The following is a 12,777-nucleotide window of genomic DNA, read 5'->3' as shown; positions in this document are numbered from 1 at the left end:
TCTCGTTTTTCATTCTCCAACACAGTATCAAGGATATTATCATTTTCTCTGCTTCGACTAGACGAGCTAAGGCTTTGTAAAACATACAAAAAATAAGCGCAGGAATCAAATCGATCCTGCGCTTATGACTTTATTCACTTCTCTTTTTCAGCTTCGTAAAAATAAACAAAAGAAGACAGGCTGATCCGATGATCAGAATTAGATAGGTACGCTGTTCGCCGGTTTCAGGGAATCGACGCAAAAGGATTTCGCTTTCCTTCGGTGAAGCAATATCCTCAGAAGGAGAAGGCGGTTCAGGTTCTTCGGATGTGTCAGCCATCGTCGTGTCTCCCCCGATTTGTCCGTTGATTTCAACAGAAGCACCAGACGCATGAATTGGGATAAAAGAGCATAGTCCCAACATCATGATCACACTAGAGAGAAGGACTCCCTTGATAAACGAGTGCTGCTTCATCTATACATTCTCCTCAGACTTGCTCTATATGCTTGACCGACTATCTGCCGATCGTTGTGCCATCTGACTGCACAGAAGCAAATTTCAATGTCAGTGTGTAATTTTCTGCTTCAGCAGTTGCCGGTGCGCCTTCAACTGTACCTGTGTAATGGAATGTTGCATCGCTACCATATGCATCTTCAGCATCATTTGCCAGATTTAAACGACCTTCATTGTTTGCCAGCATCAACCATGGTGTGTCAGGCATTGCTGCAATCGCATTTGTTTCTACCAAGTTTACAGCAGTTGGAGTAGATACCAACTCTTTTGATCCTGCCGCCGGATTGATTGTCAGTTGAGTAACGTAGTTTGGTGTACCTGTCAGTGAAGATAGGTATACAGCAACACCACGACCAGAATTATTTTGAATACCATATGTAGCTGATTCAATTTCTGTATGTGCTGAAGCAATTGTTGTATGGAACGCAGTTGCTGTATCGACTGTTACGTTGATCCAATCATCCGAACCTTCAGGCAATTGTGTATCGGGATCTGTGTTGTCCATTTTTCCAATCGATCCGTTGATTTGGATCTCGCCTGTGTTTAATCCATCATATGTTTCCGCACTTGCTGCTGGTGCCAAACCTGCCATGCCCATTCCTAAAACCATTGTTGCTGCGATTAATTTCTTAGTTGCTTTCATAAGTGTTCTCCCCTATAATTTTTTATTTATATTAACAGGATGGATTCCCTGTTAAATGTGTGTGTTATGCTAAAACGCTGATCGTGATACTTGCTTGAACCTGACCCTTTTTTTGTTTTGTCACAGGATCATAGATATTGAATGTCGCTGTTGCAGGGTACTCCCCTTTATCTAGTCCTTCATCCAATACAGCTCGTTTGACTTCATAGCCAGGCTCAATGGCTCCGGAGGAATAAACTTCTTTACCACCCTCATTTAGTGCGATGACGACATTGATTGGATACGCATTATGTTCAGGATTTTGAATATAGATATCCCCTTCTTCATTCCCAGAAGTAAAGACTGCCTCCGGTTTGATTACCATGTTGAACTTACTGGCATCTACTGCGGTTTGTTCGGCTTCCTTGATTTGCTCATCTGTCATCTTCTGTGCTGCTTTGGCATCAGGCAGATAATCACCTGATACAACACGGACAGTTTCTGTCTGCTGAGTAAAATAATAATAGAGACCTCCTCCGATGAATGCAAAGAGTAATAAACCTAGCAAAATCCATTTTCTTTTCTTATTTGTGCTCTGCTTCTTTTCTATAACTTCTCTCTCCTATTCTGCTTTTTCAAATTTTAGTGTCAGTGTATAAGACGGCAGCAAGACTTTTCCAAGCGGGTTAAAAAATTTACCACTGAAGTCCAACTGTAGTATATTCGCATCTGAAGTATTCATCGTTCCCAGTAATTTCGGTTCTGTTTGGATCTCTTGCGATAGAAAGGTTTCAGTCATAACAGTTCCTCTCGCCAAAAGCTTCAGTGCCAATTGATCAGAAGCTGCTTGACCGTTCATATCCGTTAACAGTTCTATTTCCTTTGCTGCTTCATTCTCAGGTGTGAATCCTGTAACATGCACAGCTGTATCAACGTTCCCCTGATTCTTTATTTCATAGGACTCGTCTTTACTATGAATCGTTCCGGCATTCTCAGTGCCCGCTTCCTTATCATCCGTTGCAAAAATCATCTCTACTGGAATAGATACATCGATATATTCGCCATACTTCGTTTCAAATGTATAAACAAAAGGAAATAAAATTTCTCTTCCGGAAATACCCGTAACTTTCACCCGAACATAGTATGTTGTTGATGGTCGCAAGTTTGTCAGCTCTTCAGAAAATTGACTGTCATTCGGACCGAAACGCTGCTCAACAAGAGTTGTTTCTGCCTCTGAAAAATCACTATTTTTGCTATACTCCATCTGAATCACTGCATCTGAATAGCTCGCTCCAAAGTCGGCCGCTTGATTAAAAATCGGATTCTCTTGCCCATTGCTGAAATCTGTCCAGAAACCAGTATTATTTGCCAATATACCCGAAATTTTTGCTGTCGTCTCTGTTAAATCCTCTTCATTTTCTATTCCTAAGCTCTGCAAATCAGGGTCGGTAGAAAAAGTTATTGGCTGCGACCAGTCGCTTTGCCCATTTTCATTTGTGACCCTAGCCTGAAGCCAGTATGTGGTATTCGGATTTAAATCGGTTGCTTCGAATTGATACGTCCCTTCAGTCTGTTGAGAGAGATCCGTCATTGTGTAAATGTGCTTTGCTTTCTCTAATGTTCCTGTGTCACCCTCATTTGTAAAAAGGAAATACGTCGCCTCTGTTGCGGGAAAGCTGCGGTTTTCAGAAGTAACAGACAATACAGCACTTTGACTGCTTTCATTGGTCACTGCGGTGGATAAAATCTCCGGTACCCAAACACTCGAAAATACAAGTCGTTTAGAGGTTGCCAGAGCATTCAATTCCGCTGTACTTAGTGCTTCTCCAGAGACATTCTGATAGGTCGTATTCGTTGCAGACAGTGCCGTTTCGGTTTTATTGAACGCTGCACTGGGCAGCTCTGCTGTTTCACTACTATAAGCAGCTACCTTCATCCGATTCGTTCCGCGATAAGAAAGGTTGGCGACGCTTGTACTGCTGGAGCGAATGCCTAAGGTACCAGCAGCAGTTCCATTGAATGCTGCTTTCTGTACACGGTCGATATCCATCGAAAAGGTTCCAGAAGTACTTACAGAAAACATATTGCCCTCTTCAACATTCATTTCATACGCGGCATTTTCTCCAATCGTCATCCCCCCCCTAGAGTTGTACAAAGGCATAGGAATTTTTAAGTCCAGCTGCACAGCAGAATTTACACCAAAGCGAAAATCTGTTGCTGCTCCTGTCCCCAAATTAGGATAAATGAACCTCTTTCGTGTTGCCTCTGTTCCCGTTTGCTTGACTGCTAACGCTGCGTTGTCTTCTACTATGATCGATTGATCATAACTTGCTGAACCACTATAGAAAAACGCATGACCTGTCTCAACATCAAATGAGGCACCCGAACGAACCACAACATTTGCCGAGCTTGCATATGGACTATTGGTGTTCGTCCCATGGGCATAGATAAAACCATACATGTTCGTTGTATTATGTACTACTTTCGTTGTTCCAGATTCCACTTCTATGTAATTCGTTTCTGCCCATTCCTGAGAATATGTAGATGATCCCGTTTGGTTGAAGCTGTTGTTCCCTTTGAAAATGATCTGTCCGTTCAAATTATAAAGCGGCTGACCATTGTTCGTTGTGTAATTGATATTTTCAAATATCATGGTCATGTTAGGATAGGCATCAAATCCGGTAATGATTCCATAATACCCGGTTGCTCCTGAACCATCAGCCAAACCAAAATTCACGTTTTTCATGGTAACCGTCGCATTCGTTTCTTGAAGGTAGAACCCTGCAGCTGTACTCCCAGCCTTATTATAAGTAATTGTGTGCCCAGCCCCATCTAAAACAAAAGAATTATACAAAGCCAAGCCAGTTGAACCAATATCAATGTCTGCAGTTAAGCGGATATTATTTTTCTTATCTGTTCCTATGTATGTTTTTAATGTGGCCGCATCTCCGACTAGCCAATACCCGTCCTCTGCCTGCAGTGCTTCTGCGTAAACAGCAGCTTTTGCACTCGTGTCTTTCTTTTCATTCGAAGAATCGGTTGTTTCTGTTTGTTCTTCAACTGTCGTTGACGACACCTCAACATCTTCCTCAGAAGAAGCAGTGATTTCTTCTAAGCTTTCTGAAGTTTCTTCCACTTCAGCTTCTTCAAGCTGCTCATCTGATCGTTCTACAGATTCTGTACTTTCCTGAATTGCCATTTCCTCAGCAGCTGGTTGAAGTACTTCTAGCCCTGCAGCACTGATCCCATTTCCAAACATTAAAATCGACATCATCAATGCAAGCTTATTCAATCACCTTCCCCTTTCTTCAAAAGACTTCATTTCACTATTGCCTAATTTATTTTTAGTGAAGGATCCCTCATTGTTAAACCATTCATTAGAAGGGGTAAAACATGCGGTTTTCCTATCTAAATTGCTAATTAATGCCATGATATTTTTTTATCACTCATACCAAAATACAATCTTTCACAAACTTTTTCAACATGTTTTAATATATAATTTAATTTTTTTATGATATTTTAATAAAATACTGTAGTTATTTAAAAAATTAATTTCAATACTATTATATTAGTACAACTAGATTCAATTGAATCAACAAAGAAAACATACGTTTTTTTATGACGATCCCTTTTCTATTCTATTCGTAATTCAAAAAAATATTTCTATGAGTTTGCTCATTTCTTTTCATATAAAAACTCAAAATTTCCATTTGTTTCTCAGTGAATCAACAGAAGAAATCCGATCCATAAATTTACGGATCGGATTTCTTCTGTTCTATTCATTTGTTATGGCTGTAAAACCTTTACACCATATGGTTTTAGTTCAATCAACGTGCCTACTCTTTCACCAGTAAGCAAATCTGTACTCTCTTTTGCTACTTCGATCACTTGATTCTCCTCCGAAAAGTTCATGACAAAGTAATAGCTTTCTGCTTCTGAATTACGTGACTGGACAGAAACATCAGGATGCCCTTTTACAATCCATTGATTGCTAAGAGACAGTTCTTCGATCAAGCTGCCGTAGAAGTCCGTCAGAAAATCCTGTTTCGTTCTCGCGCCGATGAAATACGCTATTCCGTCACCTAGCGAATGCTTCGTCACAGCTGGCTGTTGTGCGTAAAAATCCTGCGTATAGCTTCCCAGACTTTGTCCTCCCTGAAGCTGAATGATGCTGCAGTAATCCTGAACCACATAGGATTCTCCTAAATAATCCAGCTGATTATGATCTTTCGGATAAAGAGTGTCTGTCTCTTTGACTGTGATACCAAATAGTCTCTGAAGCTTTTCAGGCCAGCCATTGAGGTACGCCAAGTCTGTTTCATTCACATAACCGGTCAAATAAGTTGTGACTAGTTGACCCCCTTGTTCAACAAAATCTGTAAGCTTATCCATTGTTGCTTCTTCTATCAAGTACAGCATCGGTGCAATAATCAAATCATATTTCATCAAATCAGCATTCGGTGTTATCACTTCTACTGGGATATCCGCATTCCAAAAACTGCGGTAATGTTCTTGTAGTGTCTGACAATAACGTTTGCTTTGTTGAGAAAAGTTCTGTGCATCCTCTAACGCCCAGTTATTAGCCCAATCAAAAATAATACCGACCTTTGAATTTTTATAGCTGCCTTTGACCGCCTTGATCCTTTCAAGACCACGACCAACCTCCGCTACATCTTGAAACACGCGATTCTCTTCACTATTATCATGATCAACAACAGCGCCATGGAATTTCTCCGAAGAGCCGCGAGATTTACGCCATTGAAAATACAGATTACTATCCGATCCGTGAGCGATAAACTGCATAGACGACAACAGATGCATCCCCGGACGTTTTGTTTTGTTCACATCATGCCAGTTCACGCCGCTTGGTGTTGATTCCATAATGAGAAACGGCTGTTGTTTCAGGCTGCGGTATTGATCGTTGATAAAACCAACCTTGCTAGCCAGATCGGCAGTTGTTCCCCAATCATTATGCCAAGCAGGGTAACAATCCCAGCTGATAACATCTACATGCTGTGCAAATTTCCCATAATCCAGACTCTGGAAAGGGATCAAATCATTCGTATCAGCCATAAAGTTCGTTGTAATAGGAATATCAGGTGTCAATCGGCGGATATCCTTGATCTCATGCTGATAAAAATCTATTGTTTGATCTGTGACGAATCGTTTCCAATCAAGATTCAGTCCGTGAACCATCGTTTCACCTAAGCTGGAAGGTGATTCTACCTGAGACCAATCACTGTACGTATGACTCCAAAAAGGCCCCCACCACGCTTCATTCAACGCTTCAAGCGTCTGGTATTTATTCTTCAGCCAACTGCGAAAATTTTCCTGACAATAGTCACAATGACAATCGCCTGAGTATTCATTTGAAATATGCCACATCAGTAACGCAGGATGATCGCCATAACGCTCCGCCAGCTTCTTATTGATGATCGCTGTCTTTTCTCGATAGACTGGAGAAGAGAAACAATGGTTGTGTCTGCCTCCATGCAGTTGTTTTTCTCTTCGTTCGTTTGTACGCAATACTTCAGGGTACTTTTGAGAAAGCCATGCCGGTCTTGCTCCACTAGGTGTTGCTAAAATAATATTACTTCCCATGGCATGAATATCCGCTATGATTTTATCCAACCAGTCGAAGTGAAAAACGCCTTCCTCTGGTTCCAACGTGCTCCATGCAAAAATCCCCAATGAAAAAGTATTGGTTTTCGCTTTCTCCATCAATTCAAGATCCTGTGCCAGTACCTCCGGATAATTTAACCATTGATCTGGATTATAGTCTCCCCCATGAAGCAAGCGTGTCTCTAAATCGTATCGTCTCATATGAATTCCTTATCCTTTCGTTCCTCCGGCTGTCAATCCTGATACAAAATGCTTTTGCAGAGCTAGGAAGACCAGCGCAATTGGAATACTGATGAGGATCGCTCCCGCCGCAAAGGTGGTATAGCTTGCCCCCATTTTATCCGTCACTAATTTATATAGCCCAATAGGCAAGGTGTAATACTCTGGATTTCTCAGTAAAACAGAAGATAGTGCAAAATCTCCTAAAGGTCCTGTAAAGCCATTCATCGCCACCACTGCCAGCATAGGTCTGGATAATGGGAGGATGATCTGCAAAAATATCCGTGTGTTGCTGGCACCATCAATTTTGGCACTTTCATCCAAATCTCTCGGGATCGAATCGAAATAGCCCTTCAAAAGATACGTGTTCATGGGAATCTGACCACCAACATAAATCAGTATCAACAACCAATGGCTGTTGATCAGCCCAAGCATTTGCGCCAATACAAAGATAGCGATCAATGCTGAAAACTGAGGGATCATCTGCAACAGTAAGAACAGGATCAATCCGTTCTTTCTTCCGGTAAAACGGAAGCGGGAGAAGGCATAGGCTGTCATAGATACCGAAACCAATGAAAGCAGCATCGTAAAGAAGCTGATTTTCAATGAATTGATGTACCATTTTCCATAAAGCAGCGTTCCTTCGTTCGCAAATAATCGACTGTAATGACCTGTCATCGGGTTTTCAGGAATCAAGCTAGTACTGATCAAACTGTTGCCTGAATTGAAGCTGGCGCCAATCGTCCAGAGTAGTGGATAAACAATAACTACTACCATAAAGATCAGCAGCAAATAGGTCAGAGCAAGTCTTACATGACGCTGTCGTTTAATACTTGAATGCTGTTCTTTCATCTTATGCTTCCTCCTTAAACGAATTCGTCCGTCTGAACTGCCAGATAGCCAAGCCGATCACGAAGATCGACAGTAGGATCGTCAACGCTGCTGCTAATGCATATTGACTGTTCTGCATCGTCAGCTTATAGATCCAGGAAACTAAAATATCTGTACCGCCGGCAGTTGATCCCGGCACGGCAGGACCTCCTGCATTGAATAGGTAAATGATATTGAAATTATTAAAGTTGAAGGTATACTGCGTGATCAGGATCGGTGCCATTGAATACAGAATCAACGGCAATGTGATTTTACGAAACTTTTGAAAGGCAGATGCACCATCAATCGTTGCAGCTTCATATAAGTCTTCCGGAATCGACTGTAAGGTTCCTGTCGTTACGATAAAGATATAGGGGAAGCCTAACCATCCTTGAATAAGCAGCAGCGCAATACGTGTCCAATTTGCGTTGGTCAGCCACGGAATCGGCGAGATGTTCAAAAAGCTCAGCAAGGAATTATTGATTGCTCCAAAGCTGTCATTGAATAGACCGGCAAAGACCAATATTGTCACAAACCCGGGAACTGCCCAAGGCAATACAAGAATGGTACGGAAAAACTTTTTAAACCGAAGCTCCTTTTGATGAACAACCACTGCCAGAAAGATACCAATCGCTACCTGTAAAGTTGAAGCAACCAATGTCCAGATAACTGTCCAGCCGAGAACATCAAAGAAGGTACTGCGCCAGATATCAACAGTAAAAATTTTCTTAAATGTCTCCAATCCAACCCAATTCGCCAGATTAGCAGGTGCGGAATGGTACAGATCATAATTAGTAAATGCTAGAGCAATGCTGAATAAAATAGGAAAAATAACAGAAAACACTAATAAGATAAATGCAGGACTGCTCAATAAGTAAGGATAGCCCTCACTCAAAAGCGCCTGATAACTTTCCTTCAGTGAATTGACTCTCAACCCTTGATCGATCAGCTCGCCATTTCTATAAGCATCACGAATATTGAGGTAGTAAAAAAACAAACCAAAAGCAATCACGATCAATGCTACTAAGCCCTCAGCAAGCAGAAAAATCGAATTGTCCCGAGGTACCTCTGTTCCTAATGTTAAAAGTCCCCATATCCCCATATTGAATAAATCCTTAAAAACAACTATATACATGACAAAGAAAAACAGAAACAGTCCGGCTTTCAGCTTTTGGCGATTATAAAATTGACCGAAGCCTGGAATGACTGATAAAAGTGCTGCTTTTTTGGCATGTGAGCTATTGGTTTTCACAGCCTCCATTGATAGAACCTCCTTTGAGAATAGTGGTTGTGACATAAGGCTGTCACAACCACTTACCTCCGAATAAGCGGTGTTTCAGAAGTGACTCTCTCGGAAATAAGCCGAACAATCTCAAAAATATGAAAAGCTATTTTTGGATTTTCCTTCCTATTTCCCAGAGCTGAACACTTTTGTCACAGCCTCTTTTCCTCTAATTTTGAGTCGCTGCAATTGCTGATTTGATTTGTTCGACTGCTTGCGGTAATGCTGTTTCTGGTTCTGCCTTACCTGTTGCAATTGTCTGTAATGCTGAATCTATTGGTTCCCAGACACTGTTCATCGCAGTGATCCCAGGTGTCAGCTCCGCATATTTTGACTGCTCGGCAATCGCCGCTGCACTTTCACTTTTCAGAATCGAAGAATCGCTAGCCAATGCTTCCACCGCAGGTATTTCAGCGGTCTTCTCAAAACGAACCTTTGAATTTTCTTCATTCGTGATAAATTCGACGAATTCTTCCGCTAAATCAGCATTTTGAGAATAGCTGCTGACATTATAGCTTTTCACGCCAATAAAGGAGCCCATATGCTTATTATTGCCAAGCATCGGCAATTCCTTCACACCATAGTCAATACCAGCCTCTTTGTACGGCTCCAGATTCCACGGGCCGGAAATCACTGCGGCTGCTTTTCCTTCAGTAAATAATGAATCCAGTACATTGATTCCCTGCTCTCCAATGATGCCTGTTGGAAATACACCTGAGTCATAGAACTCTTTTATATACGCTGCCCCTTCTATTGCTCCGTCATTAGCTAACCCGATATCATTCGGATCATAATTACCGTCCGCATCTTCCCCGAACACGTAGCCGCCATAAGGACCAATCACTCCTTGGGCATAGTAGATTTGATCCCATAGCGCCAAAAGTCCATAACTGCTGTCTGTTGTGACTTTTTTAGAATACGTCAGCCATTCGTCTGTTGTTTCAGGCAGCTCTTCTTCTGAAATCAATGCTTTATTATAGTAAAGGATTTGTGTCTCAACAGCTTTCGGCAACCCGTAAACTTTGCTATCTACGATTTGAGACTGCATTGCAGCTTCTGTATAGATATCCTGCGTTGCTTGATCAACATCCATTTCCTTCAACAAACCTTCTGTTACCGCTGTTCCAATCTGGTCTCCCGGAATCGTGATGACATCTGCTCCCGTCCCAGCTGGACCGTCCAAGCGTAAATCTTCTAACTGATCTGCATACGCTTTTTCAACAACCTTTATCGTTACATCATGTTCTTCTTCAAATGCTTTCACAGCATCCTTGATACCAGCCGATTTTGATTGATCCTCCCAGACGAGCAGATCATAGTCCTTATTGCTTCCTTTAGAAGAACCTGAGCCATTTGTAGTGCTGCTGTCCTGAGGACCACAAGCAGACAAGCCTGCCGCCAGTGCGCCTAGTAATAAAAGATTTTTCCCTTTTTTCATAGTGATCTTCCACCTTCCATCTTTTGAAAACGCTATCTACATCTACTATAATAAATTAATTTACTAAATAAGTAAAGATATTCATAAAATTAATTTCCCGATATAATTAACTTTATTTACCAACTCTACTTGATAAAACGAACAAAAAACAGTTTAAATGTTGAAACTACAAATAAAAAAGAGTGTTTACCCTTACAAAAACAATTCATTCAGAAAAATATATTTAATGATTCACGTATAATAATTTAGTAAATATATTTACTAAATCCTTTGATTAATGTATACTGATTTTGAGGTGAAATTATGGTTACTATTAAACAGGTTGCAGAAAAATCCGGTTTTTCCCAAGCAACGGTTTCTCGTTTGTTAAAAGGAGACACCAGTTTATCTATCGCGGAAGAAACAAGAAAAACGATCATCCACACCGCTCTTGCTATGGGGTATGATCGCTCAAAGATAAAAACACCTATCGAACAAATTGCTGTTCTATTTTGGCTGACAGATCAAGAAGAGCTTCAAGATCTTTATTTCAGACAGCTGCGTATTTCTATTGAAAAATATGCAAAAATCAATAATATGGAAATCACGATGCTTAAGCATGAGGAAGGAATCGAAAAGCTGCCCAAGAACACTTCCGGATTCATCGGAATCGGTTCTTTTACCAGCAAGGAAATTCGGCAGTTGAAGCATACTTGTCCAAATGGTGTTTTTCTGGAAATCAATCCTCAGCCGGATCTTTTTGACACTGTCAAACCGGATACAGATCATATGACTAGAAAAGCAATCGATTACTTTATCCATAAAGGACATCAGAAAATAGGCTTCATCGGTGGTGCATTCTTCGATCCAGACACAGGTTCACAAGAGCGAGACAGCAGAGAAACAACCTTTAGAGATTATTTGCAGAAAAAAGGGCTGCTGAAGGAAAAGTATATTTTCTCGGGCGGACATTTCACTGTAGACCAAGGCTATCAATTAACCACTGAATTGATTGACTCCTCAAATAATGACTTGCCGGATGCCTTCTTTGTCGCCTCCGACACAATTGCAGTAGGAGCTCTCCAAGCGTTCAATGAAAAGGGGATTTTGATTCCTGAGCGTCTGGAACTACTAAGTATCAATGACAATGAAATCGCCAAATTCGTTTCTCCTCCCTTGACTACCTTCAGAATAGATGTGGAGGAAATTGCCAAAACTGCCATCGATATGCTGGTGGATCAACTGATTTATCCACGAAAAACAACAAAAACAGTCCTACTGGGTTCTGAGCTGATTGTTCGAAAAAGCTTCGTCCCGGCAGAAGAATAACCTTTGTCGATTGCTAAAAAGCTTACTAAAATACAGATCATTACTTTTTCACTTAAAAATAAAAAACCTGTCGTGAAGGACATAACGTTCACGACAGGTTTTCTTGTTTTTCAACTTTGTATCTGCTCGTTCTAGTAAGCAGCTGAGTTCAGTGAACTGCTTTTTTCTACGATAAAATCTACCATATCTGTTACAGCCCGCTCTTTGTTTTCTCCCAAAAACAGCTGATGTGTACCACCTTCATAAAGACGGACTGACGCTTTACCATCACTGCTTTTCCATAGATAATCAGCGCTTTTAACATGGGTCGTCTCATCACGCTTATTCTGTAAAATCAGCATATTCGTTTTCAACTCTTCCTTCAAACCGCTTTTCAGTTGTTTTTTTGTCAGAGACAGCAGTTTCAAAAATTGAAGACACGCTTTAAAAGGTGTTCCTGTTGATTGGAAGTAATAGTTCAATCGTTCCTTATCTTTGGAAAAAAGGCCATGACTGATATCATAAAAAATCACTGGAAAATTATAAAGATGGATCGGTGTACTACATAAAACGATTTGATCAACTGATACTCTGTGAGATTGCTGGATCGTCAACAACCCTCCCATCGAAAAACCAATACAGGTTATGTGTTCATACTCCTGCTCCAATTCTATGATCTTTTCCTCTACATCATTCAACCAATCCAAATAAGTCGCTTGGGCAAACACCTGCTTCTCCTCACCATGACCGGTAAGACGTATCCAAAAAGAATCCATCGCCTGCCGCTGTAAATAACGATGCAAATAGAGAATTTCCTGCTCATCTCCGCCAAATCCGTGAATGATCAATAGCGCTCTGTCTTTCATCGCTTCTCCCCTGTGATAGATGTATTTTCCCTAAATATAGCAAGAACAGCTTGCTCTTTCAACAAATCTCAGCAGTAT

General features: G+C 41.0%; 10 protein-coding genes. 1 reads left to right on the top strand and 9 read right to left on the bottom strand.

What is annotated here, in order from left to right; all coding sequences use genetic code 11:
- Positions 1-130: 130 nt before the first annotated feature.
- The 8 genes from I6N96_RS13820 to ganS form a co-directional block, all read right to left on the bottom strand.
- Positions 131-454 (bottom strand): EF2685/EF0750 family sortase-dependent surface protein, encoded by a 324-nt coding sequence (locus tag I6N96_RS13820; protein WP_209558138.1) that lies wholly within the window; start codon positions 452-454, stop codon positions 131-133.
- A 40-nt stretch (positions 455-494) separates the two neighbouring features.
- A complete protein-coding gene (locus I6N96_RS13815; protein WP_209558137.1) occupies positions 495-1,136 on the bottom strand; it encodes a hypothetical protein in 642 nt (213 codons plus the stop codon).
- Positions 1,137-1,200: 64 nt separating this feature from the next.
- On the bottom strand, positions 1,201-1,683 hold the full coding sequence (locus I6N96_RS13810) for a hypothetical protein (protein ID WP_245186977.1): 483 nt from the start codon (positions 1,681-1,683) through the stop codon (positions 1,201-1,203).
- Positions 1,684-1,737: 54 nt separating this feature from the next.
- A complete protein-coding gene (locus I6N96_RS13805; RefSeq protein ID WP_209558136.1) occupies positions 1,738-4,407 on the bottom strand; it encodes a fibronectin type III domain-containing protein in 2,670 nt (889 codons plus the stop codon).
- A 494-nt stretch (positions 4,408-4,901) separates the two neighbouring features.
- On the bottom strand, positions 4,902-6,938 hold the full coding sequence (locus tag I6N96_RS13800; protein WP_283811205.1) for a beta-galactosidase: 2,037 nt from the start codon (positions 6,936-6,938) through the stop codon (positions 4,902-4,904).
- A gap of 9 nt (positions 6,939-6,947) precedes the next feature.
- Positions 6,948-7,808, bottom strand: coding sequence for a galactooligosaccharide ABC transporter permease GanQ (gene ganQ, locus I6N96_RS13795; protein ID WP_209558135.1), 861 nt, complete (start codon positions 7,806-7,808; stop codon positions 6,948-6,950).
- A gap of 1 nt (position 7,809) precedes the next feature.
- Positions 7,810-9,087 (bottom strand): sugar ABC transporter permease, encoded by a 1,278-nt coding sequence (locus I6N96_RS13790; RefSeq protein ID WP_209558134.1) that lies wholly within the window; start codon positions 9,085-9,087, stop codon positions 7,810-7,812.
- A 190-nt stretch (positions 9,088-9,277) separates the two neighbouring features.
- Positions 9,278-10,552: a galactooligosaccharide ABC transporter substrate-binding protein GanS gene (gene ganS / locus I6N96_RS13785; protein ID WP_430650164.1), complete on the bottom strand. Its 1,275-nt coding sequence runs from the start codon at positions 10,550-10,552 to the stop codon at positions 9,278-9,280.
- Between the two features lie 297 nt (positions 10,553-10,849).
- Between ganS and I6N96_RS13780 the strand changes: the two genes are divergently transcribed.
- The gene (locus I6N96_RS13780) at positions 10,850-11,854 is read left to right on the top strand and encodes a LacI family DNA-binding transcriptional regulator (protein ID WP_209558132.1); all 1,005 of its coding nucleotides are present in this window, start codon (positions 10,850-10,852) and stop codon (positions 11,852-11,854) included.
- Positions 11,855-11,985: 131 nt separating this feature from the next.
- On the opposite strand, the gene I6N96_RS13775 is transcribed toward I6N96_RS13780, so the two are convergent.
- Positions 11,986-12,699: an alpha/beta hydrolase gene (locus I6N96_RS13775; RefSeq protein ID WP_209558131.1), complete on the bottom strand. Its 714-nt coding sequence runs from the start codon at positions 12,697-12,699 to the stop codon at positions 11,986-11,988.
- Positions 12,700-12,777: the final 78 nt, after the last annotated feature.

Source organism: Enterococcus larvae (genome assembly GCF_017830045.1).
Taxonomy (GTDB): Bacteria; Bacillota; Bacilli; order Lactobacillales; family Enterococcaceae; genus Enterococcus_L; species Enterococcus_L larvae.
Note: the sequence above shows the minus strand (reverse complement) of the source record. Positions and strands in the feature narration are given on the sequence as shown.

Coding starts and splice junctions, on each gene's coding strand:
- I6N96_RS13815 (WP_209558137.1), bottom strand. CDS start 1,136: ATGAAAGCAACTAAGAAATTAATCGCAGCAACAATGGTTTTAGGAATG.
- ganQ (WP_209558135.1), bottom strand. CDS start 7,808: ATGAAAGAACAGCATTCAAGTATTAAACGACAGCGTCATGTAAGACTT.
- I6N96_RS13800 (WP_283811205.1), bottom strand. CDS start 6,938: ATGAGACGATACGATTTAGAGACACGCTTGCTTCATGGGGGAGACTAT.
- I6N96_RS13820 (WP_209558138.1), bottom strand. CDS start 454: ATGAAGCAGCACTCGTTTATCAAGGGAGTCCTTCTCTCTAGTGTGATC.
- I6N96_RS13780 (WP_209558132.1), top strand. CDS start 10,850: ATGGTTACTATTAAACAGGTTGCAGAAAAATCCGGTTTTTCCCAAGCA.
- I6N96_RS13775 (WP_209558131.1), bottom strand. CDS start 12,699: ATGAAAGACAGAGCGCTATTGATCATTCACGGATTTGGCGGAGATGAG.
- I6N96_RS13790 (WP_209558134.1), bottom strand. CDS start 9,087: ATGGAGGCTGTGAAAACCAATAGCTCACATGCCAAAAAAGCAGCACTT.